This window comes from Ornithinibacillus gellani (assembly GCF_003730295.1).
Classification (GTDB): Bacteria; Bacillota; Bacilli; order Bacillales; family Amphibacillaceae; genus Ornithinibacillus_A; species Ornithinibacillus_A gellani.
The window spans coordinates 417,256-443,904 of the sequence record NZ_QTSZ01000017.1 but is presented as its reverse complement, the minus strand read 5'-3'; the positions used below and the strand labels follow the sequence as shown (position 1 = coordinate 443,904).

19 protein-coding genes are annotated in these 26,649 nt (G+C 36.7%); 12 read left to right on the top strand and 7 right to left on the bottom strand.

Annotated elements, in window-relative coordinates:
• Window positions 1-501: 501 nt before the first annotated feature.
• The 4 genes from DX933_RS06260 to DX933_RS06245 all read right to left on the bottom strand — a co-directional run bounded on the left by DX933_RS06260 (window position 502) and on the right by DX933_RS06245 (window position 6,502).
• Window positions 502-2,181 (bottom strand): recombinase family protein, encoded by a 1,680-nt coding sequence (locus tag DX933_RS06260; RefSeq protein WP_223805888.1) that lies wholly within the window; start codon window positions 2,179-2,181, stop codon window positions 502-504.
• A gap of 56 nt (window positions 2,182-2,237) precedes the next feature.
• Complete coding sequence (locus DX933_RS06255; protein WP_123315610.1) at window positions 2,238-2,441, bottom strand: hypothetical protein; 204 nt, start codon at window positions 2,439-2,441, stop codon at window positions 2,238-2,240.
• Between the two features lie 84 nt (window positions 2,442-2,525).
• Window positions 2,526-3,422 carry a phage major capsid protein gene (locus tag DX933_RS06250; protein ID WP_123315609.1) on the bottom strand — a complete coding sequence of 299 codons (897 nt, stop codon included), beginning with the start codon at window positions 3,420-3,422 and terminating at the stop codon, window positions 2,526-2,528.
• A 752-nt stretch (window positions 3,423-4,174) separates the two neighbouring features.
• Window positions 4,175-6,502, bottom strand: a complete 2,328-nt coding sequence (locus DX933_RS06245; RefSeq protein WP_223805887.1) for a phage/plasmid primase, P4 family — start codon at window positions 6,500-6,502, stop codon at window positions 4,175-4,177.
• Between the two features lie 326 nt (window positions 6,503-6,828).
• Here DX933_RS06245 and DX933_RS06240 point away from each other — a divergent pair, with 326 nt between their 5' ends.
• From DX933_RS06240 to DX933_RS06210, 7 genes are all read left to right on the top strand, one after another.
• On the top strand, window positions 6,829-7,029 hold the full coding sequence (locus tag DX933_RS06240) for a helix-turn-helix domain-containing protein (RefSeq protein WP_123315608.1): 201 nt from the start codon (window positions 6,829-6,831) through the stop codon (window positions 7,027-7,029).
• Window positions 7,030-7,040: 11 nt separating this feature from the next.
• Window positions 7,041-8,828, top strand: a complete 1,788-nt coding sequence (locus DX933_RS06235; protein WP_123315607.1) for a type I restriction-modification system subunit M — start codon at window positions 7,041-7,043, stop codon at window positions 8,826-8,828.
• Window positions 8,818-10,053: a restriction endonuclease subunit S gene (locus tag DX933_RS06230; protein ID WP_223805886.1), complete on the top strand. Its 1,236-nt coding sequence runs from the start codon at window positions 8,818-8,820 to the stop codon at window positions 10,051-10,053. Before DX933_RS06235 ends, DX933_RS06230 begins: the two co-directional genes overlap by 11 nt.
• Window positions 10,054-10,058: 5 nt before the next feature.
• Window positions 10,059-13,088: a type I restriction endonuclease subunit R gene (locus DX933_RS06225; protein ID WP_123315606.1), complete on the top strand. Its 3,030-nt coding sequence runs from the start codon at window positions 10,059-10,061 to the stop codon at window positions 13,086-13,088.
• 195 nt (window positions 13,089-13,283) lie between these two features.
• Complete coding sequence (locus tag DX933_RS06220) at window positions 13,284-14,138, top strand: GIY-YIG nuclease family protein (protein ID WP_123315605.1); 855 nt, start codon at window positions 13,284-13,286, stop codon at window positions 14,136-14,138.
• A 241-nt stretch (window positions 14,139-14,379) separates the two neighbouring features.
• Window positions 14,380-15,585 carry a DUF2157 domain-containing protein gene (locus DX933_RS06215; RefSeq protein ID WP_123315604.1) on the top strand — a complete coding sequence of 402 codons (1,206 nt, stop codon included), beginning with the start codon at window positions 14,380-14,382 and terminating at the stop codon, window positions 15,583-15,585.
• A complete protein-coding gene (locus DX933_RS06210) occupies window positions 15,582-16,088 on the top strand; it encodes a GDYXXLXY domain-containing protein (protein ID WP_190279429.1) in 507 nt (168 codons plus the stop codon). The genes DX933_RS06215 and DX933_RS06210 overlap by 4 nt, the downstream gene beginning before the upstream one ends.
• Before the next feature lie 67 nt (window positions 16,089-16,155).
• On the opposite strand, the gene DX933_RS06205 is transcribed toward DX933_RS06210, so the two are convergent.
• Entirely contained in the window at window positions 16,156-17,355 is a 1,200-nt protein-coding gene (locus DX933_RS06205) for an ornithine--oxo-acid transaminase (protein ID WP_123315602.1), read from the bottom strand.
• 159 nt (window positions 17,356-17,514) lie between these two features.
• Between DX933_RS06205 and DX933_RS06200 the strand changes: the two genes are divergently transcribed.
• The 5 genes from DX933_RS06200 to DX933_RS06175 all read left to right on the top strand — a co-directional run bounded on the left by DX933_RS06200 (window position 17,515) and on the right by DX933_RS06175 (window position 24,321).
• On the top strand, window positions 17,515-17,880 hold the full coding sequence (locus DX933_RS06200; RefSeq protein WP_123315601.1) for a YisL family protein: 366 nt from the start codon (window positions 17,515-17,517) through the stop codon (window positions 17,878-17,880).
• Between the two features lie 501 nt (window positions 17,881-18,381).
• On the top strand, window positions 18,382-19,896 hold the full coding sequence (locus tag DX933_RS06190) for an alpha-amylase family glycosyl hydrolase (RefSeq protein WP_123315600.1): 1,515 nt from the start codon (window positions 18,382-18,384) through the stop codon (window positions 19,894-19,896).
• Between the two features lie 229 nt (window positions 19,897-20,125).
• On the top strand, window positions 20,126-20,359 hold the full coding sequence (locus DX933_RS06185; RefSeq protein ID WP_123315599.1) for a hypothetical protein: 234 nt from the start codon (window positions 20,126-20,128) through the stop codon (window positions 20,357-20,359).
• 46 nt (window positions 20,360-20,405) lie between these two features.
• A complete protein-coding gene (gene adhE, locus DX933_RS06180; RefSeq protein WP_123315598.1) occupies window positions 20,406-23,009 on the top strand; it encodes a bifunctional acetaldehyde-CoA/alcohol dehydrogenase in 2,604 nt (867 codons plus the stop codon).
• Window positions 23,010-23,193: 184 nt separating this feature from the next.
• A complete protein-coding gene (locus DX933_RS06175) occupies window positions 23,194-24,321 on the top strand; it encodes a PstS family phosphate ABC transporter substrate-binding protein (RefSeq protein WP_223805884.1) in 1,128 nt (375 codons plus the stop codon).
• Window positions 24,322-24,434: 113 nt separating this feature from the next.
• Here DX933_RS06175 and DX933_RS06170 read toward each other — a convergent pair whose 3' ends face one another.
• On the bottom strand, window positions 24,435-25,298 hold the full coding sequence (locus DX933_RS06170; RefSeq protein WP_123315596.1) for an SDR family oxidoreductase: 864 nt from the start codon (window positions 25,296-25,298) through the stop codon (window positions 24,435-24,437).
• 54 nt (window positions 25,299-25,352) lie between these two features.
• Window positions 25,353-26,576, bottom strand: a complete 1,224-nt coding sequence (locus DX933_RS06165; RefSeq protein WP_123315595.1) for a hypothetical protein — start codon at window positions 26,574-26,576, stop codon at window positions 25,353-25,355.
• Window positions 26,577-26,649: the final 73 nt, after the last annotated feature.

Sequence of the window (26,649 nt, the reverse complement as noted above, 5' to 3'; positions counted from 1 at the left end):
CATTCAAAAAATAGATAGGAACATAAACAATTGACGGTCAATTTAGAGGTCCCTTTAGGGACTATGTTGGTAAAGTGCCCTTATAGGGCGAAATTAAAACCGCCGGTTCTACCGGCGGATATTTACTTCCAGACTCTTTTATCGTATGGAAATCCTATGTTTGGATTGATGAAGGAATAAATAGGGAAAAGTATGGTAAAACAACCATATAGGATGGAGGTATTTAGTGAATCGAGAGTATGTTTTTCAATAGCACAGGCTTATTAGCATTAAAAATATCCCCATTAGTGTGGTGCTGATAGTGATGAATAGGTTTTTAAAAATCGGCATAGTCGTAAGATTCACGGCTATGCCTTTTGTCTTGCCTTCTAACTCCGTTGATTTCCACTTCAGGTGGACGCTTTCCGCGGGCATGGCTTGAGCCTCCTCGGAAGAAGATCACTTCCTGCGGGGTCTCAAGACTCATGCTATTCCCGCAGGAGTCGCCACCTTACGTTCCAATCAACTAGGTTGCATCTTTACATTTGGTTCTATTTCTATTGCTCCTATACAGTTGTAGTAGATTTTAATGCGTTGTTCTTGTTTACCGTTTACTTTTTCAGCTTGATAAACAATAATTTTATCGACAAACTCTCGTATTAATTCAGGATTGATTGTACTGATTTCTGTATGCTTTTTCACTAATTGTAGAAAATGTTTTGTGTTGATGATGTTTTCTCTCGATTTATTTAACTCAGCCTGTAACTGATGCATTTTAGCTTTTAATTCAGCTTGCTCTGCGTCATAACCTGCAGACATTTTACGGAAGCGATCATCGGAAATTTTACCGAATACATTGTCTTCATACAATTTTTCAATAATTGTATCAAGTGATTTCATTCTCGCCTTTGCATCTTCAAATGTTCGTTCATCTTTCCGTTGTTTTTGTGATAAATCTTGTTCAAATTGATTGAGTACGACTTGTGTGAATTCTTCTTCATAATTTTTCGCAAATGCGGTAATCCGTTTTAACTCTTCAAGTAGAAGTTCTTCTACGACTTGATTCCGAATACGATGTGAAGTACACATTCCCTTTTCTTTTCGGTAGGTTGCACAAACAAAGTATTCAAGATGTTTTGGTATTCGTTTCCCTCGTACTTGATATAATTTTGCTCCGCAATCTGCACAAAACATCATGCCAGATAAGACGCTCATCGGTCCGAGTTTTGCTGGTCTCCGTTTTCCTTCGCGAATCTTTTGCACGACTTTCCATGATTCTTCATCGATGATTGCCTCATGAGTATTTTTAAACACTGCCCAATCTTCTGGGTCATTCCATATCTTTTTATTCGTTTTATAGGATTGCTTACGGGTTTTAAAGTTTATCGTATGTCCTAGATATTCTTGTCTTTCTAATATGTTTGCAACTGATCGTCCTTGCCATGCAAAAGGATTGCTTGGTGTACGTGCTGCAATATTAATGCCTTTCTTCCTCATGTGAACACTTGGTACGATAATTTCCCTTTTCTTTAGTTCCCTTGCAATTTGCGTTGGACCAAGTCCAGAAATACATAGCTTGAAAATTAAACGAACAACTTCTGCCGCATCTTCATCGACAATCCATTTTGAATTATCTTCTGGACTTTTCATATACCCATATGGCACTGTTGTCGATAGTGGTTTTCCTGATTGTCCTTTTGATTTGAAGCTTGCTCTAATTTTCTTACTTGTATCTTTTGCATACCATTCATTAATGATGTTTAAAAATGGTGTGAAGTCACTGTCTTGCTGATTGGCACTGTCGATTCCGTTATTAATGGCAATAAATCTTACATCAGCTTCAGGAAAGACAACTTCTGTATAATAACCAACCTTCAAATAGTCTCTTCCGAAGCGTGACATATCTTTAATAATAACGGTATTAACTACACCTGCTTGTACATCGGCAATCATTCGATTAAAGTCTGGGCGGTCAAAAGTTGTTCCACTAAAGCCATCATCGACATAAAACTGTGTCGGATAAAATCCATGATCTTCCGCATATTTCTGCAAGATAGCTTTTTGATTCACAATACTATTTGAATCACCTGCAAGTTCATCATCTCTTGATAATCTACAATAAAGTGCTGTTACCTTTTCTGAATCAGTACGAATCGCTGAATAATGATTAATTGGTTGTTCCATCATGGACTGTCTAAACATATTTACCTTCCTTTCCGACAGTCTTCAAGCGGTTTCGTACTGTGTATATTACCGTACTAACTTGAAGAAGTCGACTTATTCTCGCTATGATTAATACAATATAAAGCTTGATGTGACGCTTGTTTTGCATCATTTTCTATTCGTCTTTTTAGCTTTTGATAAACAGTTTCTTGTGCTGTTTTGCTTTCTTTTACTTCTATTAAATAGGTGATTTTATCAATCTGCCTTTCTATGAATCTCATCGAAGTTTTCTCTGACATAAAATTGCTCCTTCCTGCACCCATTATTGGACTTAGCGAATATTAATGATTCACTGACCCCAAAAATGGGGTCAGCAATTTAACTTATTTTATTTGTAAGATTTGAATAGCATCTGGATGAATTAGCTGTCCATCTACTCGTTCATGTGCCAGATAGCCAATTTCATTTGTTCGACTATATAGTTCTGTTAACATTTTTATAGCGATTGCTTGACGCTCAATGACCCAAAAGTAGGCTAAATCACCAAACAAAATAGCTTTTTTTCCTGACTCTACCGCTGGCATATATGCTGAAATATGAACAGGCTTGCCAAAAATCGTGTTATTTGTATCATTGAAAATAGGCAATCCATTTTCATCTTTTAGTTTGCGTAAGTGCATAGCTGTTTCATCACTCATCATAAACACAGAGTTTTTACGATAGTGTACATCTACACTAAAATATAAATCGACTAGATCATCATAACTAATTGCTCCAGCTTCACTAGTTGTCACAGTAGTATCCTTCTGCAACAGACCTTGCGGTTCTGTCTGCCCATTCCCATTTAAGAATTTATCTTCTTCTGCACGTCCGAATCGTTTGGCAAAATCCGTACATAAATACTTTTCTAAATCAAATTGGGCGTCTAAAATAAAGAACTTTTTCAATCTCGACATACTAGCGATTTTAAAACTATTGATTTTAAAGGCTTGTATCGTGTCATTGCTTTCTGAAATACTTTCTCCCTCTGCGACAATTTCTGCTTCACCTGTTGAAGTGACTGCATGAATTACACCGTCTGGACCTTCTGTTTGAACGACTGTTCCTAATTTACGGAAGATATTCTCTTCTTTAATTGTTTCATTGACTTGCTTTAATGATTGTAATGGTAAAGCTGAACTACCATTGTTAGTGATAGATGCTAAAACACTTCGATCGTATTCTTTTCCTTTCATGGCATTCCAAAAATTTGTGTATATTTCATTTTCTAATGTAAACATAATTGTTTTCCTCCTAATGGTTTTAATTAATAGGGATATACGCAGATGAATATCCCTTTACGGAAGGCTGTCGTATTGACCGACAGCCTATATACCTTGTTTGAAATCGCGACTTTTTGCGTGACGCTCCTCGCCCGTTGTCCAAGTGAAAGATGCTAGAGATTCTTATCCCCCTAGGGGATTCACAAAATACTCCTAGAAAGGGTGTCCACAAAAGGTGGTTACCCTTTACGGTTTTAAGTGACAGATAATACATTGAAACACTTGTGTTCTTGTGTTGTTAAAGGCAGAGTGCTTTCTTATGAGAAATGCTCGGCACTTCGGACAGTGTATAAGCAATTCTTTTAATGTCTGATTGTCTTTTCGTGTATGCACTGCGATTCCATTCGTATCAATGGTCATATAGTAATCACAGTTTGTTTCTTCTAATACTCGTAAACTGTTTCCGCTGAAAGGGCGGGCTGTATAGAAGTCATGTTCGTTCTTGTAAAGTGCGTATGTTCCAAGCATGGCAAAGCTCCTTTCTCAAATAAACACAGGTTTTATAATATTGGGGCGATATGTGGCAAGGGTTTAAGTTAATTCTTTATAGGAACTTCTATATAAGAAACTAACCATAATGCTTGCCACATCCTGCCCACTCTTTCAATTTTGACTTGGGGCGGTATGTGGCAGGCTTTTAAGCTAATTCTCTATAAGACTATCTATATAGGAAACTAACGATAATACTTGCCACAAGCTGCCCAGGTATTTCACCTTAAAAATTCTTGTCCTTCTTTTAAGGTATAGCCTAAAAACAGTGTGGTTTTCTCACCACCTGCACGTGGTCTTTTTCGTATGACTTGTCCAGCATTTGATAAAGCACTATTAAAGTTACGAGCGTTCTCTACATAATATCCGTTGGCATAACACCAAGTTCGATAAGCTTCATAAAGTGCAGCAGTTCGTTCTTCACCATTAATATCTTCTGTTAGCTGTTCTTCAATAAACAAGCCGATTTTATCGTTTTCACGATGATAGGCTAAAGTTGCATCTTGTACCGAAGTTGGTACATCAAAGCCTGTTTCTTGTAATTTCTGATAACCTTCAATCGCCCAGTTTAAGATGCCACTTAAGTTTTCCGCTTTAGAAAAGGTTGATTTTAAATGCTTATCTTGTTCCCATGCTTCAAAGTGACGTTCAAAAGGAATGATTTTCACACGTCCACTCGTTAGTAACGTTAAATCTGTCACGTGAGGTAAGTGATTTGTATTAATGAATAGCTTGAACTGCGGTTTAAATTCAAAACTATTCTCATGCAAGAATCTTGCATTAATTGTGTCATTACCAGTTAACGTCTTAAGTAGGGCTGCACTTAAGGTTAACTTCTTATCTGGCTCACTGATGTTTACAAAACGTGAACCAGCTAGTCTTGCGACATCTTCAGATGGTGCGGAACTGCTACTATTGATTTTCATTCCAATCGTTTCAGGACGGCTTGTTTTTCCGTAATCACCACATATCTTCAGAAAAGTTTCCATCGATGTTCCTTTTCCGTTACGAGTCGTAGCACCAAACAAGATAAACATCGTTTCATAGCGCGTATCACCTGTTAGGGCATAACCGAGACACTTCTGAAAAAATGTTGCCTTTTCTACATTACCGCTCATCACTTCATGAACGAATTGCTCCCACCGCTCACATCTTGCGAGTGGATCATAATGCACACCCGCGACTTTTGTAATAAAATCTTCCGAACAGTGTGGATGAAAAGTGTTCGTCCGTAAATTTAACGTGCCATTTTTACAGTTGAGTAAATATTTATTCGTATCAAAGCTACTCATCGATATGGGATGAACATCTTGTGCGTCACGAAGAATGATTTCTCTATTTCTTCTAACTTGCCATTTCTTCGCAAAATCGATATATGTTTTACGAATGTTTTCTTCTTTAATCGAAAGCGCATAATACATGAGTTGATTGGCAAGCTGTTTACAGAGCTGCATGACTTTCAAATTTCCTGTATCACTTTCCCAAGCTTGTCCGTTATAGACGAACCATTTCTTCCTTTCAGGGATATAGCGGGCAACCGACTTATAATAATCAGCAAACAAATTACTATTGCCAATATCCGTACAAGCGTAATGATTGTTCTTAAACGGTTGCATGTTCTTTAGTCGTTCAAGTTCATCATCTGAAAAATCGTCATTTGTCGAACTAATACCATATGGCTTATAAGTCGTGAACACATTCCGTCTTGCTGTTTCTAAAGTAATTTGACCGTACGTTGTACCACTTTGTTTACGATCCCATTTCTTCCGCATTAACCCGCTTTTACGAAATAGCCTATCCATTTGTTCAATATCCCGTCCACACCAGAAGGCTAAAATACTAGCAAGTGCTAAATCTGCTTCACTTCGTGATTCGTAACTTGGCATATCACCATTCCAGAGTTTTTTAAACTTCTCACGATTTACTGACTTACTAGCTTTTTCAATAACTGATTCATCGGATAAATACGATACCGCTTCATCTACATCATTCTGTCTTACAGTAGACGGACGCTTCATGAAAACTTCTAAGAACTGTGGTAATGTATCTGTCATATCTTCTAAATTTCCATCTTGAAATACATCACCTGTTAGCGTTAGAAAATGATTCGTTACACCTGCGATATAGACTTCAATATTTAATTTTCGATTGTTGATATAGTAAACATCTGTATCGTAATCAAAATTAGCTGCTTTAAAGTAAATATGAAGTCCGCTTCCAGATGGACTTTTCTCGATATAAGAATTTGGAAAATAAGCAATCACATTTTGTGCGATTTCGTTTAATTCTCCAGCTTCATTGACACAATCATCTAAATCAATGGCACAAATGTCATGGCTGACGATAAAGCCTATGCCAGTATAGTCATTCATGACTTTCACCGCATCTTCATACGAAGAAAAAGTGCTTAAATCATTTGAACTTGCACGACTGCCTGTTCTTGCGTTGTAGGGTACTTTCGTTTTCTTCCCATTTCTCACTTCTTCTTTCCAGCAACAAAATATATTGTGCTCTTTCATCTCCGCTGGAATGTTTTCAATGTCACCCACAGAAAACACACACCTCCTCTCCCTATAAAGTTTTAAAACTATTCAATTGTCATGGAACAATGAGGGAAATGTTCCATCAGTGTCTTTGTCTAATCTGCCTTTTCACTTATGAACCTTTCGACAAATTTCACAGTTGTAAATATGTCCCTCACCTATAAGCGAATAATTCGATCGATTCGAACCCCTTTTTTTAAAAAAAGAAAATCAACTTTCTTTGAACTGACAAAAACAGACGGATTTTTGCAGTTTCAAGTGACTGCTTCACGTCTTCGTGATATGATAATAGATAGGTAGAAAGAAATCGTTCAAGATAAGGAGGAAGTGAAATGGGTGTACGATATGAAAAGTTATTTCACTTATTAGATGAACGAAATATGACGACAAGAGAATTAGAAAAGCAAGCAGGTTTTTCGGGAAATATTACGACACGGATGAGAAGAAATGAATACATATCACTCGAGAGTATTGAAAAGATATGCAGGACTTTGGATTGTCGTGTCCATGATATTTTAGAATTTGAGAAATAGGAGCGAACAAAATGAATGAATTTAATCGAAACTTACAAACATCAATTAATGTACAAAGACAAGCAAACTTAATTTGGAGTGTTGCGGATATTTTACGGGGGCTTTATAAACCACATGAGTACGGTAAAGTTATTTTACCGATGACAGTGATTAAACGATTGCATGATACATTAAAACCAACTCGTGATGCTGTATTAGATGTCGCAAAGAAAACAGAAAATATGAATGACACCATGCGGAATAAAATGTTGACGAACGCTTCCGGCTATTCATTTTATAATACGAATCTTTATACCTTCGAAACATTACTTGCAGATCCAGCAAATATTGAAACAAACTTTAGAGCCTATTTAAATGGCTTTTCAGAAAATATGCAGGATATTCTAGCTAACTTTAAATTCGATTTAGAGATTAGTAATTTAGCAGAAAACGATCGCCTCTTTTATGTCATCCAGGAATTTAGTAAAAAAGAAGTTGATCTAGGACCAGACAAGATGACGAGTACAGATATGGGATATGTCTTTGAAGAACTTGTCAGAAAATTCTCGGAAAGTTATAACGAGGAAGCTGGGGCACACTTTACGAGCAGGGATATTATTTATTTAATGACAGATTTATTGTTAGTTGAAGATCAGGATACTTTAACTGGAAAAGATGTGGTGAAGACGGTATATGACCAAACGATGGGTACATCACAAATGTTGTCAGCCATGACAGAACGAATTCATGAGATGAATGAAAGTGCAGAAGTAGCAACATTTGGTCAAGAATTAAACCCTGAAACATACGCAATCGCAAAGGCTGATACGATGATTCGTGGAGGAAATCCAGACAATATGGCATTAGGCAGTACCCTATCAAAAGATGCTTTCGAAGGCTATACTTTTGACTACTGTATTTCTAACCCGCCATTTGGGATTGATTGGAAGGGGGACCAAAATGCTGTAAAGGCTGAACATGAACTTGGTGAAAATGGGCGTTTTGGGGTCGGTCTACCAAGAATCAGTGATGGGCAATTATTGTTTCAGTTAAACGGAATTTCAAAGTTAAAAGAGACTGGACGAATGGCAATTATTCATAACGGATCGGCATTGTTTTCTGGTAATCCAGGAGCAGGTGAAAGTTTAATCCGCCAGTATGTGATTGAAAATGATTGGTTGGAAGCGATTGTTCAATTGCCAAATGATTTATTTTATAACACAGGTATTTCAACATACATATGGATCGTTACGAAAAATAAATCTGCTGAACGTCAAGGAAAAGTGCAGCTCATTGATGCTTCGAAGATGTTTGAAAAACGTAGGAAGAACATTGGTGAAAAGCGTGTTGATATTTCTGAAGAATGTCGTGACATGATTGTCAAAGCTTACGGAGAGTTTACGAATGATGAATATTACTTAGATGAACGTGTTGTTGAATCGAAAATCTTTGATAATGAAGAATTTGGTTTTACACGTGTGACTGTCGAAAGTCCGTTGAAAGATGAAAATGGAGAAATCGACCGTAAAAAGAACGGTGACCCAAAACCTGATGCGAAATTACGTGATACAGAAGACATTCCTTTAAAAGAAGATATAGATGCGTATTTTGAGAGAGAAGTATTACCATTCAATCCAGATGCCTGGATGGATCGCTCAAAAGACAAAATTGGCTATGAAATTCCCTTTACGCGACTTTTCTATAAGTACACAGTACCAGAACCATCAGAAGTCATTGCTGAACGAATAAAAGAATTAGAAGAATCCATAGTAGCAAACTTCCAAGCATTATCAGGGAAGGATGTGGAGAATGTTGACTAGGAAAATGAAAGACAGTGAAATCGAATGGATTGGAGAAATTCCGGAGGATTGGGATGTTTCTAAAATTGGTTCGCATTATATTGAAAGAACCGATAAAGTTTCCGATTTAGAGTTTGAACCTTTATCGGTTACCAAAAATGGAATAGTTCCACAATTAGAAACAGCGGCTAAATCGTCTAATCACAATAATAGAAAGTTAGTTTTAAAAAATGATTTTGTAATTAACTCGCGATCAGACAGGAAGATGTCTGCAGGCATTTCATCTATGGATGGCTCGGTATCTGTCATAAATACCGTTCTCTATTCTAATACAATAGATAGAGATTATACAAAGTATTTATTAAAGAATTATGCCTTTGCTGAAGAATTTTATAGATGGGGTACGGGAATTGTAGACGACTTATGGTCTACGAAATGGTTAAAAATGAAAAATATATCTATTCCAGTCCCACCAAATGATAAACAAAAGCAAATAGGACAAACGTTAGATCGCTTAACTCAAAATACTAATAATATTATTACAGAAACCCAACAATCCATCGAAGAGTTAAAGAAATACAAGCAATCACTCATCACAGAAGCGGTGACAAAAGGCTTAGACCCGAATGTGGAAATGAAAGATAGTGGAATTGAGTGGATTGGAAAAATACCAAGTAACTGGGATATAAATAAAATGAAATATGTTACAAGGGTAAATGAAAGTAAATACGATTTTATTGCAGGTGAAACTTATATAGGTTTAGAAAATGTAGTAAGTTTTGAAGGTGTGTTAAATGGTCATGGTAAGTTAGCTACAAATTCAAGAGAATCATATTTTGAAAAAGGAAATATACTGTATAGTAAACTTAGACCTTACTTAGCTAAAGCTTTTATTGCTGATTTTTCAGGGGCATGTAGTGGCGAATTTATAGTGTTCAGTGAATTTAAAGGAAACAAGAGATATCTTTTATATTGGTTAATTTCACAAACATTTACTGATTTTATTAATGCCACATCATACGGAACAAAAATGCCTCGTTCTAGTTGGGAATATATAAAAGAAACATTTATTCCAAGACCGACAAAGGATGTAGAAAATAGAATCGTCTCCTATTTAGACGAACAAACATCTCGTATCGACAAGCTGATCGCTGATAAAACAAAAGTTATTGAAGAACTTGAAGACTATAAGAAGTCCTTAATCTATGAATATGTTACAGGTAAAAAGAAGTGTAAGGGGGGGTAAGTTTCATGCTTGAGAAAAAGGAAATTCGCTTTGAGCAAGATATTGAAACTGTGCTAACGAATGTAGGCGGTTGGCAGTCTGTGTCTTTTGCCGATACCAACTATGATGCTTCTATTGGAATGGATGCTATTGTCTTGATTGATTTCATTCAAGAAACGCAACCACGTGCTTGGAAGCGGTATGTTTCTATTTATAAGGAAGCTGCGGAGGACCGTTTTGTAAGGCGTTTTAATGAAGAAGTAACAACACATGGTCTATTACACGTTCTACGCAAGGGAATTCGTGACCGTGGTGTTCATTTCCGTGTCATTTATTTCCGTCCCGTTTCATCCATCAGTTACGATAACTTGAAATTATATGAAGCGAATCGTTTTCACTGTATTCGCCAGTTTTATTATAGTGCAAACAATCGTAACTCTATTGACATGGTACTCGCTGTAAATGGGATACCACTTGTTGCCTTAGAGCTTAAAAACCAATATACAGGTCAAAATGTCCAACATGCAAAACTGCAATTTGAACAAAATCGTGACCCAAGAGAACTCGTCTTTCAGTTTAACACTCGCTTTCTCGTATATTTTGCAGTAGATCATTATGATGTCTTTATGACAACGAAGCTAGCTAGAAATAAGACATATTTTCTGCCATTTAACCAAGGTTCTAATGGTCCAGGAAATGTTGGTGGTGCGGGAAATCCAGCTAATGCTGAAGGTTATCCAACTGCCTATTTATGGGAAGAAGTGTTACAGCGCAATCAACTTATGGATATTATCGAACGGTTTATGAATCTTGAAGTAAAGAAAAACATTCTTATTTTCCCACGTTACCATCAGCTAGATGTCGTGAAAAAGTTAGTTGCAGATACGAAGGAATATGGCTCTGGAAAAAATTATTTAATTCAACATTCAGCAGGGTCAGGAAAATCTAATAGTATCTCTTGGCTAGCTTATCATTTGGCATCTTTACATAATCAAGAGGATGAGCCGATCTATAGCTCTATCATTATCGTGACAGACCGAACTGTCTTAGATAGGCAGTTACAAGATACATTACTGAGTTTTGAACATACGACAGGGCAAGTTGAAACAATCGGGGATAATAAAACTTCCCAACATTTAAAAGATGCCATTAATGATAAAAAGAAAATTATTATTACAACATTGCAGAAATTCCCTGTCATTTACGATGAGATAGATAGTGTAGCGGGACGAAATTTTGCCATCATTGTTGATGAAGCTCATTCATCTCAAACAGGTTCAAGTGCGCAAAAGTTAAAGCAAGCTTTAGCAGATAAAGAAGCATCTTTAAAGGAATATCAAGAAATTGAAGAAGAAATTGAAAACCAATCTTTAGATGATCAGGACAAATTAGTGCAAACACTACTTTCGCAAGGTCAGCATAACAATTTGAGCTTCTTTGCCTTTACAGCTACACCGAAAGAAAAAACGATTGAAATGTTTGGTACAAGGCAAAAAGATGGCAGCTATCGACCTTTTCATATTTACTCCATGCGTCAAGCGATAGAAGAAGGGTTTATTTTAGATGTCTTAAACAACTATATGACCTATAAGGCTTCCTATCGTATTGCAAAAGAAATAGAGGGAAATCCAGAACTACCAAAAACAGAAGCTGTCCGAGCGATTGCTAGATATCAGTCCTTCCATCCATGGGTATTAAGGCAGAAAACAGAAATTATCATTGAACAGTTTAGAGAAGTAACCAAAAAAGCGATAAATGGACGAGCAAAGGCAATGATTGTTACATCATCAAGATTACATGCAGTCCGTTATATGAAAGAATTTAAGCAATATATCGAAGAAAAAGGTTATGAAAACTTAGATGTTCTGGTCGCCTTTTCAGGAACAGTAAATGATGATGGTGTAGAATATACAGAGCCGAAACTAAATATCACAAAGTCTGGAGAACGGATTCAAGAGAATCAATTGAAAGAAGTTTTCCACAGTGACGATTTCAATTTACTAATCGTTGCAGAAAAATATCAAACAGGCTTTGATGAACCATTACTTCACACGATGTTTGTCGATAAGAAATTGCGTGGTGTGAAAGCAGTACAAACTTTATCACGCTTAAATCGAACCATGCCAGGTAAAAAAGATACATTTGTTTTAGACTTTGTCAATACAGAAGAAGAAATATTTGAAGCTTTCCAACCTTTCTATGAAGCGACAACATTAAAAGAAGAAATTAATATTAACCTTATTTATGATACACAAAGTAAATTAAGAAAGTTTTATGTTTATAATGATGACGACATTAAACAAGTAATGAAAATAAATGAACAAGCAGGTAATAAACAAGACGAACGATTACTTGGCAGATTATCCAGCTTATTCAAACCAATACTGGGTCGTTATGAGGAACTAGAAGAAGATGTGCAATATGATTTTAGGGTGACATTACGTAATTTTAATAAGTGGTATAACTACATTGCACAAATTGACCGAACTTTTGATAAAGATTTACTAGAGGAAAGTATCTTTACAGGTTTCTTACTTAAGTTTATCCCCAAGGAAAAGCGTGAAAAGATAAGTATTGATGATAAAGTAAAATTAGAATATTACAAATTACAAGAAGACTTTCAGGGAGAAATATCGCTTATAGCAGAAGATGATGGAAGCGGTATGTTAGAACATCCAGGTACTGTAGATGCAACCGTCAAACCGACAGATGAACATGATACATTAGAAGAAATTATCCAAAGAATCAACGAACGTTTCCCAGAAAATTTTACTGAGGGTGACCGAGTCTTAGTAGAAACAATGCACCGTACCCTTAGAAAAAGTGCAGATGCAAAATTAGTAAATATGGCAAGGAATAATAGTGTAGAAATGTTTGAGAATAACTTGTTTAAAGAACAGTTTCAAGACTTTATTATTGAACAATATACCGAAAATCAATCTGCATATGGAAAATTATTTGATGCTGACCAATCATACTACAATACGATTTATTCATTTATTGCGAAAGATTTGTATAAATGGTTACGGTCGCAGACGCTCGAAGAATATATATAGAATCATGTTTAAATTGAAAGAGATAAAATTAAGAATATTAAATTACGTATCTATTATTACACACTTGTTTAGTGTAGTTAGAATGATTGGCTATTAGGAAATATTTACTATCTATTGTTGAATGATAAAAAATATATCAGTCGATTGTTCAACAGTAATTGCGTTTACTATTATGAAAGGAAGAATTGAGTAAAAATGGAACGTATATTATTAAATGATATTTTTAATATTTCAGAAGATGAAATGAAAGATTACTTAATTAAAGTGAATCAACCTGTAGAAGACCAAAATCCATTGGACTTCTATTTATACGATAAAAGTCGATTCTTAGAATATGTAGGCTGGTATAAAGGGACGGGCGCAAAACAAGCCCACTTTGTTGCTAATCGGAAATATGTTATACAATTTGTGAAATATATACACCCACATCAGTGGCTATTTACAGGGGTATATAAAGTGGGAGAACTAAAACCAGCGGAGGTTGGTGATGGTCAGGTGTATACACTTATTGAACAAGAGAAATTTGCTAAATATAGTGGAAGATTAGTTGTTCACTTTAAAAGACAACAAGGGCGAGTGTCCACAAAATATACTCCTGAAAGAGATTTACGGTTATTTACTGTTGCAGAAATAAAAGAATCTATATTTGAAGATGATGAATTTCACGGCTATGAAAATATTCATTTACCTTTTAAAAATTTAGAGAGAATCATTCATAATCTAAAGCCATCTTGGAAATCAGCATTGAGTTCAGTAAAAGGTGTATATGTTATAACAGATCAAACAAATGGAAAGTTATATATTGGTTCAGCTTATGGTCAAGAAATGATTTGGAGTCGCTGGTCTGAATATGTACGAAGTTATCACGGAGGTAACAAAAGTTTACGAAAAATCCTTAATGATTATGGAAAAGAGTATATAGAAAAAAACTTTACATTTGCGTTATTAGAAACATTCAAAAGCACAGTTGAAGACAGTGTCATTATACAAAGGGAAAGTTATTGGAAGGATGTATTGGCTACTAGAAAACATGGATATAACGAAAATTAATTTTAAAAGATTACTCATCATTTTTTATTTAAACTAGATATCATTTAAATAATCAAGGGAGTTAATAGTCAAACAGCGTAACTAGTTCTATTTTAACATGATCTATTACGCTGTTTTGATTGTCCCGCTCAAAGCCTGCCATTCCAATAATTTTATTTCCATCACTACCAGCAATCCCCATTTACGTGTTACAGTGTGGTATTTTTAATGGAGATGTATGAAATAATTGGAGGTGTCCAATATGAATAGAGATAAATTAAAGCAGGAAGGCGAAAAATGGGTTGAAGATGGAATCATTACAAGTGAGCAGTTGCATCAAATTTTAGGACGATATAAGCAAAGAGACCCGTATTTTTTAGTTGTGCTTTTTGCTGCTTTGATGACAGGCCTTGGAATCTTAACATTTATCATGTCTGATTGGGCGCAGGTTCCCCATTTTTCAAGAATAATCATGATGATGGTTGCCGTTACAGTATTGTACATATTAGGCGATAGGATGTACCGGAAGCGTTCTGCTGCTCTTGGGGCCAGTTTTATTTTATTGGGATATATTTCATTTGGTGCTGGAATGCTGTTAACGATTAATATTTATAACATTTCTATATTTAGTGCTTGGCCATTTGTTATTTGGATGATTATCGGATTAATATTATATTTCATTTATGAGCATCCGCTCTTGTTAACAGCAGGATTCATTGTTGCGGCAACAGGACAATTATATAGTCTAGCAAGTTTTTCTTCCTTTGATTGGATGTTGCTAATTGTATTCGTACTGGGATTTGCTCACTTTACCTATCATCATGCACGACCATTGTATAGCTACTTATTTGGCTTCAGTCTGCTATTGCAATTTGTTTTAATCGTTATTGGGGAATCACAAGAATATTATTGGATAGTCGTATATTTTCTGTTATTATATTTGATTGCCATGGTGCTACCTCACCCATCATTAAAGCAACCATTCACACATACCGCTTTACTCGGTATTTTTATATTCGGCATGTATCAATCCTTTCTATTGCAAGAAACATTCTTTGTTGAAGGTATCATAAAAGAGAAGTTTTTTATTATTATCTGGGTAGCCCTGATTCTCATTGGTGTCATACTTAAATGGGTTAAGCAGCAAACATGGAGCATGATTGATTTTGTTTTATTTTTACCTGTTTTTTATTTGCCGTTTTCTTATATGATCGGATTGATCAGTTTATTTGTCTTTTCCCTTGGGTGGTTATTTATTGGTTATCATGTTGAAAATCATGAAAAAATTGTGCTTGGAACAATAGGTTTTCTGTTAAGCACATTTACGGTATATGTTCAGTTTGCGTGGGAAGCAATGAATAAATCATTGTTTTTCTTAGTTGGTGGGCTGCTATTATTTGGACTTAGTTTTATTTTGGAACGACAAAGACGTCAGCATGTGGATAATCAAAAGGGGGATGCATCTTGAAGCGAATCCTATTTCCTGCTGTGCTTATTCTACAGATTGTCATCTTAGGAATACTAGGCTTACAATATAATTTGATCGATTCATACGGACAATCGTTTCAGGTCTTGACTGTTCATCATCAAGACTATCATCCCCGTGGAGACAATCAGGCTTATCAAAATTATGATATTAATTATATTCCAAGCTCCAAGTGGGATGGTTCAGGGGATTTGTCCTACCGTACACCAATATATGTGCTATTGGAACCAGGGGAGGATGGCGTTTATCAGGTCGTAGCTGCAAGTGAAGAAAAAATGAAAGTGAATAAACAACAGGTTCTCCTCCGTGGTAATTATAGTCATTATAGTAAGGAGAAAAAAGAGCATACTGTTTACTATGGTTTTGAATATATAGACAATCCAAAACAATACCATATAGAGCATATGAATAGTAAATGGAAGGTGTCTATCCAGCTTGCTCCATGGGGTCAACATAAAATAATAGCTATTGAATCTGTTAAATAAATAAAAGCGCTTGATGGCTAGACACTCATTGATAGAGTTCTAGCTTCCAAGCGCTTTCTGTTTTTGACTATTTTACTTGTAATACAGCTTTAATCTGTTCAATAGCCCAATCCAGGTCTTTTTTCTCGATAATTAATGGTGGTGCAAAGCGAATCACATTTTCATGTGTTTCCTTACATAACAGACCTTTTTCCTTTAATGCTTCACAGTATGGGCGAGCAGACTCTGTTAATTCAACACCAATGAATAATCCTTTTCCACGTACTTCTTTAATGATTGGATTATTTATCTTACGCAGCTCATCCATCATGTAATTTCCTAGTTCTAACGAGCGTGCAGCTAATTGTTCATCTTCCAGTACATCTAAGGATGCGATAGAAACAGCACACGCGAGTGGATTTCCACCAAAAGTGGAACCGTGGGATCCCGGATTAAACACACCTAAAATATCTTTATTTGCAACAATACAGGAAATTGGAAAAACACCTCCACCAAGTGCTTTACCTAAAATGAGAATATCTGGCGTTACATCTTCCCAATCACAAGCAAACATTTTTCCTGTACGTGCTAGACCTGCTTGGATTTCATCGGCAATATACAATACATTATTTTGTTTACATACCTCATAAGCTTGTTTTAAAAACCCTTCCTCAGGCATGACAATTCCAGCTTCTCCTTGGATTGGTTCAAATAAAAAACCAGCTGTATTGTCAGTGATTGCTGCTTTCAGAGCTTCTATATCACCGTAAGGAATTAATTTAATTCCTGGAAGCATTGGTCCGAAGCCACGCTTATACTCTGCTTCAGAAGAAAGCGAAACCGCTGTCATTGTCCGTCCATGAAAGTTTCCTTCACATGCGATAATTTCAGCTTTATCCTCCGTTACTCCCTTTACATCATAAGCCCAGCGTCGTGCTGCTTTAACTGCAGTTTCTACAGCTTCAGCCCCTGTATTCATCGGCAAGGCCATTTCTTTATTTGTTAGCTTACAAACTTTTTCATACCATGGTCCAAGCTGATCATTGTGAAATGCTCTGGATGTTAAGGTTACAGCATCTGCCTGTGCTTTTAGGGCAGCAATAATTTTTGGATGGCGATGACCCTGATTGACAGCGGAATAGGCACTAAGCATATCCATATACCGATTACCTTCAGGATCCTCGACCCAAACGCCTTCAGCCTTGGAAATAACAACCGGTAGTGGATGATAATTTTTAGCACCGTACTGCTGCGTTTGATCAATAATATTCTGACTTGAATGTTCCATTTTAAACCCTCCAAATCTATATTGCTTTATTTAGCTTATCTCCTCCTTCATTATAGCAGTTTCATTTATAGGTTTAAATGAAAGAAGTGAATAAATTGGCTGGACGTGTTATATTAATACCATATTAGTATTTTATTTTTGGGTTGGAGGAGGAAGAAAATGAATACACATCTCCATATAACAGCGTGGGTGCTAGCACTGATTCTGTTAATTGTTGTGTTAATTCTACATAAGCAAGGAAAAGGAAAAGGTGCAAAAATCGTCCAAATGATTTTGCGATTGGATTACCTGCTGATTTTGTATTCTGGCGGTGATTTGCTTGCAAATTATATCAAAGGCGGAAATATGTTAGGGGAAGCAATCGCAAAAGGGGTTGCTGGACTATGGGTCATTGTTGCGTTAGAGATGATTTCTGTTAAAACTGCTAAAGGTAAACCTGCAAAAAGCTGGTGGATTCAACTTGTTATTGCTTTCTTGATTACACTGATTTTAGGTTTTGGTCGCTTGCCAGGCGGATTCATGTAATTAGCAAGAGAAAAAGGGCTATTCCGTTTTAAGGAATAGCTCTTTTATTTTGAAGTGTTCCAACTGCTGGAGAATGTAATCAAATCAGTTTTATCACAGATTAACTGGCTGTAAGCCCCCCACATCAAGAGTTTTTGTTGATAACAAGAATGGTAAGTGTGGTGGATCAACAGCCAGTAAAGGCCTGATTAGTTCAACTAACAATCAGTGGGGGGGAGTGCGAACCCCCCTGATTGAAGTTTCACTGTATCACAGATTAACTGGCTGTAAGCCCCCCACATCAAGAGTTTTTGTTGATAACAAGCATTGTGAGTGGTGGATCAACAGCCAGTAAAGGCCTGATTGGTTCAACTAACAATCAATGGGGGAAGTGCGAAAAACCCCACTGATTGAGTTTCACGTTATGAAAATATGAATCTTTTCCAACAATCTTATTTATAGTATTGACTATTAGTGGGAAACATTAATAATGATAAAGAGGACAAGGGGGAAGCACATTACATGAAAAAAATATGGATATTGTGTATAGCAACAGTGATAATCGTGTTTTGTTTTCAAGTTAAGCCAAATCAAGCTTTGGCAGATACAACAGATTTACAAGAACAGATTATTTATGATATTTTGGTAGACCGCTATAATAATGGCAGCCAGAAATTTAATGAACAAATTCGTTTGGATGATCCACTTGCTTATCATGGTGGAGATTTGAAGGGAATTACGATGAAGCTTGATGCCATACAAGAAATGGGATTTACGGCAATTCAGCTCTCACCTATTATGGATAATGCTGCTGATGGCTACCATGGGTATTGGGTAGACAATATGATGGAACTGGAAGACTTATTTGGCAACATGGATGATTTAAAGCATCTTGTGAAGGAAGCACATGGACGAAATATGAAGGTTATTCTTGAATTTCCGCTTAATTATATGGCAAAAACAAGTCCGATAATTGCAGACGAGACGCATCAAGATTGGACAAAAGAATTGGATCAAGAAGCTCTGAAGGATCAACCATGGGCAGATAAAGTTGTTGCCCTGAATCAGGATAATCCCGATGTTGCATCCTATTTACAACAAGCTGGCGATTATTGGATTGATGAAGCTGGTGTAGATGGTTATAAATTACATGCTGCTGATCAAAGCTCTACGGATTTTTTGAATACATTTACCAAAAGGATTAAAGAAAATGATCCGGATTTTTATTTAATTGCTGGTACAATAACGGATACAAATAGTGATGTGTTAAATGGCATGGAATCAATTGATATGGTTGAAAACGATGAGCAATTCCGGGCGATGAAGGAGGTATTCTCTAATCCTGATATCCCCGTATCGAAGCTATATGAAAGCTGGCTGGAGAATGAAAACCAATCTGGATTACTTTATGTGGACAATAAACAATTGAAACGTTTTACACAAGTATTTGCGGAAAATGGACGTAATAAAATGACCGTGTGGCAGCTTGCACTAACGTACATGTATACTGCTCCTGGTATTCCAGTTATTTATCAAGGATCAGAAATCCCAATGTATGGAGATTATCCTGATAATCAACGGTTAGTTGACTTTAACAGTGGTGACGCAGATTTAAAAGAATTTATGGAAAGAATCTCAGCTTTACGTAATGAGTTTCCTGCTTTATCCTATGGTGATTTTGAATTGATTGATTCTGATCAAGGGATGAGTGTGTTTAGTCGCTCGTATCAAGATCAAACGGTTTATATTGCTATTAATAATGATAGTGAATCTAGATCTGTTTCCATTCAAGGAATAGATCCGGAAAAGCAGCTGCGCGGGTTGCTTGGTGATAACCTGGTACGTGCAAATGATCAAGGACACTTTAAAATTGGTATCTCAAGAGAATCTGCTGAAGTATACATTATTCAAGAGGATACCGGAATTAATTGGGTGTTTATTGGTGTTATTGTAGGGATCTTTGTCCTATTTGTTATATCTGTCATTTATCTTGGTAGAAAGCAGAAGAAGCGTGAAGCAATGGAAGATAAAAATTAGTTATTTATAGAGCACAGTACATCTATCCTGATAGCTGTTGATAGATGTACTGTGTTTTTTATTATATTTAATAGCATTTTTCTGATTGGAGTCATGATGCTGTAAGCCACTTCAAATGATAATAGGATAAGTTTGTGAAACGTTTCACAAACTTATCACAATTAGTCAAAAATGTAAGCGAGTACAGATGATATGCTAACATTAACAAAAGGAATAAGGAGGGAATGATATGATTTTAACATGTTGGAAGGACTTTGGTACAGACTCTGAATATTACACACAAATGCTGTTTGAAAAACAATTAGAAGATCGCTTTGAGGCCCTTTATTTAGAAGAAGGAAAAGAAATTCCAAGCTATATTTGGACAGAGCGCTACGTGATTATAGTAAAAACAAACACAAGAATGATCAATGATGTTTCATTTATAAAATATCCCCGCAATCCATCTTCCATATTTTTTTAACAATTTATGATCAATGTTTCACAAACTTTAATTAGGAGGGATTCAAATGGCAAAAGTAGTAGAAAAGAAAAATAAAACTGTAGTATCTGTACAAGAAAGAATTGATGCCCTTGTAACAAATGCCAATCATGCATTGAGGGAAATGAAGCAGCTCACCCAAGAACAAATCGACAAGATTGTAAAGGAAATGGCACTTGCAGGTTTAGATCAACATATGTATTTGGCGAAACTCGCTGTAGAAGAAACGGGTCGCGGTATTTATGAAGATAAAATTATAAAAAATATTTTTGCGACAGAATATGTTTATCATAATATGAAATACGATAAAACAGTTGGTGTAATTAGTGAAAATCCACATGAAGGCATGGTGGAGATTGCTGAACCAATAGGAGTAGTTGCCGGTGTGACACCCGTAACAAATCCGACATCAACGACGATGTTTAAATCACTTATTTCCATTAAAACATGTAATCCAATCATATTCGCATTCCATCCGTCTGCGCAACAATCTAGTGCCGAGGCAGCAAGAATTCTTTATGAAGCAGCAGTGAAGCATGGTGCACCAAAGCATTGCATTCAATGGATTGAAGAGCCTTCTATAGAAGCAACACAATCTTTGATGAAGCATGAAGGAATTGCTACCATTTTGGCAACTGGTGGATCTGGTATGGTGAAATCAGCTTACAGCTCTGGAAAACCTGCGCTTGGTGTAGGAGCTGGTAATGTTCCTTGCTATATTGAGAAATCGGTTGAAGTTAAACGTGCAGTTAATGACTTAATCTTATCGAAAACGTTTGACAATGGTATGATTTGTGCATCGGAACAAGCTATGATTGTCGATAAGGAAATTTATGCTGCTGTCAAAAAAGAAATGATTGACAATAAATGCTACTTTTTATCTGAGAACGAGAAAACAAAAGTGGAAAAGCTAGTTATTAATGAAAATACATGTGCTGTAAATCCAAAAATTGTAGGTATGAGTCCGGTGCTGATTGCAGAAATGGCTGGGATTCAAGTTCCAGCAGATACAAAGATTCTAGTCGCTGAATTAACCGGAGTCGGACCAGATTACCCACTCTCTCGTGAGAAGCTAAGTCCAGTATTAGCCGCATATCAAGTGGATAGTACAGAAGAAGGTTTAACACGTGCAGAGGAAATGCTTGAATTTGGCGGCTTAGGACATTCGGCTGTTATTCACTCTAATGATCAAAAAGTAATTGATCAATTTGGTTCACGTATGAAAGCTGGCCGAATCATTGTAAATGCACCTTCCTCACAAGGTGCAATAGGTGATATCTATAATGCTTATATGCCATCTTTAACATTGGGATGTGGTTCGTATGGTGGTAACTCTGTATCGACGAACGTAGGTGCCGTGCATCTCATAAATATTAAAAAACTGGCAAGAAGGAATAATAATATGCAATGGTTTAAAGTTCCACCAAAAGTTTATTTTGAAAAAAATTCCGTTCAGTATCTAGCTAAAATGCCGAATATATCCAAAGCATTTATTGTCACAGATGATATGATGGTCAAATTGGGATATGTAGATAAGGTGCTTTATCACTTGCGTAAACGTCCGGACTACGTGCATTGTGAAATTTTTTCAGATGTAGAGCCTGATCCATCAAAGGAAACCGTTATGCGCGGTGCAGAAGCGATGGCTGCTTTTAATCCAGACGTGATTATCGCAATTGGCGGGGGCTCTCCAATGGATGCGGCAAAAGGGATGTGGCTGTTCCATGAGCACCCTGATACGGACTTTAATGGCTTAAAACAAAAATTCTTAGATATTCGTAAGCGTGTGTATAAATATCCTAAATTGGGTCATAAAGCACAATTTGTGGCGATTCCTACAACTTCTGGAACAGGTTCTGAGGTGACCTCTTTTACGGTGATAACCGATAAAGAACATAATGTGAAATATCCACTGGCAGATTATGAATTAACACCAGATGTTGCGATTATTGATCCGCAATTTGTAATGAGTGTACCGAAAACAGTTACAGCCGATACTGGAATGGATGTATTAACACATGCTATTGAAGCCTATGTTTCTAATATGGCAAATGATTATACTGATGGCTTAGCAATTAAAGCAATCCAACTTATCTTTGAATATTTGCCAATCGCATATAAGGACGGTAGTCATGAATTGGCACGTGAGAAGGTTCATAACGCATCAACAATTGCTGGTATGGCCTTCGCAAATGCATTTTTGGGTATTAATCATAGTTTGGCACATAAGCTTGGAGGGGAATTTAATATTGCACATGGACGTGCCAATGCCATTTTGCTGCCACATGTCATACGCTATAATGCCCAAAAGCCAACTAAATTTGCGTCGTTTCCAAAGTATGCACACTTTATCGCAGATGAGCGTTACGCAGAAATAGCTAAAGCTTTGGATTTACCAGCAACTACAACAGAAGAGGGCGTAGAAAGCTTAATCCAAGCTATCTATAAACTCGCAAAACAACTAGATATTCCTATGAGTATCGCAGAAAACGGGGTTGATCAGAAGGCATTTGAGGCAAAGGTTGATTATCTAGCAGATCGTGCCTTTGAAGATCAATGTACGACAGCAAATCCAAAACTACCCCTTGTGACAGAGCTCGCTGACGTTTTCCGCAAAGCGTATAAAGGTTAATCATGTAATGTGAACCAGACCCCAGATGTATTTTACATTGGGGTCTGATTTATTGCTCAAGCTACCAAAATAAATGAATATGCTGAAAAATAGACGTTGTTTTATAGTATAATAAAGTATCTGATTTTTTTGAAAGTGAGTGAATGCAGTGGAGCCAACAAACGGGGGCAAGGTTGTCTTTTTTTTGATACTCAGTTTTGGCATATTTTTTATTGGTGGATACGCGCTATTAATTGTTTTACTAACTGGTGGACTGAAATTTTATTTTCCTTGGTTAATTATCGTAATTGCTGGAGTTCTGTTTATACTAAGCCATTTATTTTTTCGCTATGTACCTCCCAAGTTATTCAAATGGTCTGTGATTATTTGGTTTGTTGGATGTCTGCTTGCTGTCGGGATACATGAAGGAGTGAAAGCATATCATAACAGCTTCGAGACGTTGGATAATCATGAGGTTGATTTATATGAATATATGCCTTTTGCACCGAATTCAAAGCTGGCACAACTGGAGGGATCGACAACCTGGAAGCTGGAAGAAGATGTACCAATTATTGATGGTGCAACTGCATTTTATCCATTGTACGCAGCATTTGCAGAAGCTGTATATCCAAAAGGAGAATATGATGTATATGAGAGTGAAGTCATGGCAAATACAACCCCATATGCATATGAAAATTTAATCGAGGGGGCAGTAGATATGATTTTTGTATTTGGTCCCTCTGAAAACCAATTGAAGTATGCGGAAGAAAAGGGTGTAACATTGTATTTGACGCCGATTGGTAAAGAGGCATTCGTGTTTTTTGTGAATGCAAGTAATCCAATACATGGACTTTCATTATCAGATATTCGGTCTATTTATGCCGGTGAGCAAAAGAATTGGCAGGCATTTGGTGGTCCTAATGAAAGAATACGTGCATTCCAAAGGCCAGCGGATAGCGGAAGTCAAACCGCATTGGAAAAATTAATGGGGGATACACGGATTATGGAAGCACCAAAGGAAGATGTCGTTATGGGAATGGGTGGCATCATAGAAGAAACAGCTAGCTATCGAAATTACAAAAACGCAATCGGCTATTCTTTTCGTTACTTTTCCACTGAAATGGTACAACAAAAATCCATTAAACATGTAGAAATAGATGGAGTACCCCCAACGGAGGAAAGCGTACAGGATGGGAGCTATCCACTAACATATGAATTTTATGCTGTTACAACGACAAAGGATGACCCAACGTTAAATGCTTTCATCGATTGGATATTGTCAGATCAAGGGCAAGAGCTTGTTAGAAAAACAGGCTATGTACCAATTCGCTAATCAATTAATAAAAAAGATCCGGAAATATAATGCCACAGGATATTATTTTCCCATGGATGATTGATTTCCGGAGCTTTCTCCACGATTCAATTTGTCTGAATGACGGTGACAGCTTAGCCATTAATAATGGTGCCACCATTAATATGAAGGATTTGTCCAGTCATATAACTGGAATCTCCACTTGCTAAATAGACATATGCTGGAGCAAGCTCCATTGGCTGTCCTGGTCTTTCCATAGGTGTATCCCCACCAAATGTACCAACTTTTTCTTCTGAAAAGGTAGAAGGAATGAGTGGCGTCCATATTGGTCCAGGAGCAACACCATTAACACGAATCCCTTTATCGGCAAGAGATCCAGCTAATGATCTTGTGAAGGATGTGATTGCACCTTTTGTGGAAGCATAGTCAATTAAGTCTTTATTGCCTTTGTATGCTGTGATGGATGAAGTATTGATAATGGTACTGCCTTTTTTAAGATTGGGCAGTGCAGCCTTTGTCATATAGAAGGTACCAAATACATTTGTTTGAAAAGTTTTTTCGAGTTGCTCATTGGTTATGTCTAGGAAATCCTCTTGTGGATGCTGTTCTGCTGCGTTGTTTACTAAAATATCAATTGTTTTGAACTTATCCAGTACTTCTGTTAATGCTGCTTCACAAAATGTTGGCTGACGAATATCGCCATCTATTAATAAACAAGTACGTCCTTCTTGTTCAACCAAATGTTTAGTAGCTTCCGCATCGGAATGCTCGTTTAAATAGATAATCGCGACATTTGCCCCTTCCTTAGCAAAGTAGACACTAACCGCTCGACCAATTCCGCTGTCTCCACCGGTAATTAATGCCACCTTATCTTGAAGCTTCCCACTACCTATATAATTAGGGTTCATATATTCCGGTGCAGGATGCATGTCAGATTCCAATCCTGGCTGACGTTCTTGCTGCTGTTTAGGGGGAGTCCATTTTCCATGTTCAGACATTTAATATTTCCTCCTTCATTCCATGGTATATAGACTTCCTTCCCTAACTTTAATTTATTCAATCACGTTAATTGTTTTCTTCCTTTCTAAAAATGCAATCCAGAAAAGAACAATTCCAACTAAAAGAAGTAAACTGGCAATGATGAGACCATGTAAATAGTAAGGAATCGTAGGCAATCCCAACCAAGTACAAAGACCCTGACCAAATAATAAGGCTTCGTTGGCTAAGAAACCAAATAAAAATATATAGCTGGCAATGCTGCTAATTCGGTTCATCGGCAGAAGTCCAATTAATTGAAATTGAACAAGGATAAAGATGCTGACAAATCCGAGCAATGTAAAATGTAAATAACCGACGACGATACTTCTCGTATCATAGATTAGACCAGTTAATTGCGGTATTGCTAAACCGAGTTCCATCGTGCTCTTAACAAGTAATAATAGAGTCGTGACCATTAATAAAAGATGAATCGTTTTTGGCAGCTTACCGCGGAGCTGCTTCCACATTGGACTCATACCAACAATCATAAGTATCACTGCTAACCATTGAATCAGAACACCAATTGTCGCAATCGTATGGACAATCGGTTCCGGCAATGCCCAAAGGACAGATGAAAGATAACTGGGAAGCAATGCTATCAAATACAGCCAAAATCCCGCTGTGAGATAAGCTGGTTTCACCCGTATCTTTTTGCTGTACAAAAAGGCAATAAAGCTTCCAATTAAAATGAAGGTAAGCCAGCCATTGTACTGAAAATGTAAGTAAAAATAAATCGCCATATCGAAGAATTTTGTTTCTTTCAGCCCTGTTGCAGAGATATAGCCAAGTGCAAACGGACCAATGGATGAAATAATCAGGGATAGTAAGGCACCTTTTACATATAATCGGCTATGTTTATTCATGGTCTTGCAGTGGCGATAAATAAAAATTGCTGCCCAATATTCAATAAATATATGTATCGTTGAAAAAATAATAGAATATAGTGCGTAGCCCTGATATATAAATGCAGCAAACATGGCAAGTGTGCCGATAAAGAGTGTAATTGCAATGGCTACAGCTTCTCTCTTCGCTGTAAGCTGCTTCCAGGCTAGTCCAATAAAAAGGACAAATGCCCCCAAAAAGGTCCAACCAAGCAGTGCGAGATGGGAATGACCATGCAGCACATTTGTATACGTAAAAGTCGGTTCCGCTAAAAATGGGAACAAACGCATCCAAAGGCCAGAAACCGCGGTGATCGTAAAAAAGATAAATGTTGCATGTACTAAAAATGCGGGCATCCATAAAACCTCCTAACATCTTCTACCTAAGTATGAGGAAAGAGGGAGGAACATGCAATATACTTGGTAAAGT

Bases quoted from the DNA above. Each gene is read 5' to 3' on its own strand.
- DX933_RS06165 (WP_123315595.1), bottom strand. From the start codon at position 26,576: ATGCCCGCATTTTTAGTACATGCAACATTTATCTTTTTTACGATCACC.
- DX933_RS06205 (WP_123315602.1), bottom strand. From the start codon at position 17,355: ATGGAACATTCAAGTCAGAATATTATTGATCAAACGCAGCAGTACGGT.
- DX933_RS06200 (WP_123315601.1), top strand. From the start codon at position 17,515: ATGAATACACATCTCCATATAACAGCGTGGGTGCTAGCACTGATTCTG.
- DX933_RS06255 (WP_123315610.1), bottom strand. From the start codon at position 2,441: ATGTCAGAGAAAACTTCGATGAGATTCATAGAAAGGCAGATTGATAAA.
- DX933_RS06225 (WP_123315606.1), top strand. From the start codon at position 10,059: ATGCTTGAGAAAAAGGAAATTCGCTTTGAGCAAGATATTGAAACTGTG.
- adhE (WP_123315598.1), top strand. From the start codon at position 20,406: ATGGCAAAAGTAGTAGAAAAGAAAAATAAAACTGTAGTATCTGTACAA.
- DX933_RS06170 (WP_123315596.1), bottom strand. From the start codon at position 25,298: ATGTCTGAACATGGAAAATGGACTCCCCCTAAACAGCAGCAAGAACGT.
- DX933_RS06235 (WP_123315607.1), top strand. From the start codon at position 7,041: ATGAATGAATTTAATCGAAACTTACAAACATCAATTAATGTACAAAGA.
- DX933_RS06190 (WP_123315600.1), top strand. From the start codon at position 18,382: ATGAAAAAAATATGGATATTGTGTATAGCAACAGTGATAATCGTGTTT.
- DX933_RS06220 (WP_123315605.1), top strand. From the start codon at position 13,284: ATGGAACGTATATTATTAAATGATATTTTTAATATTTCAGAAGATGAA.
- DX933_RS06240 (WP_123315608.1), top strand. From the start codon at position 6,829: ATGGGTGTACGATATGAAAAGTTATTTCACTTATTAGATGAACGAAAT.
- DX933_RS06185 (WP_123315599.1), top strand. From the start codon at position 20,126: ATGATTTTAACATGTTGGAAGGACTTTGGTACAGACTCTGAATATTAC.
- DX933_RS06260 (WP_223805888.1), bottom strand. From the start codon at position 2,181: ATGTTTAGACAGTCCATGATGGAACAACCAATTAATCATTATTCAGCG.
- DX933_RS06215 (WP_123315604.1), top strand. From the start codon at position 14,380: ATGAATAGAGATAAATTAAAGCAGGAAGGCGAAAAATGGGTTGAAGAT.
- DX933_RS06230 (WP_223805886.1), top strand. From the start codon at position 8,818: ATGTTGACTAGGAAAATGAAAGACAGTGAAATCGAATGGATTGGAGAA.
- DX933_RS06250 (WP_123315609.1), bottom strand. From the start codon at position 3,422: ATGTTTACATTAGAAAATGAAATATACACAAATTTTTGGAATGCCATG.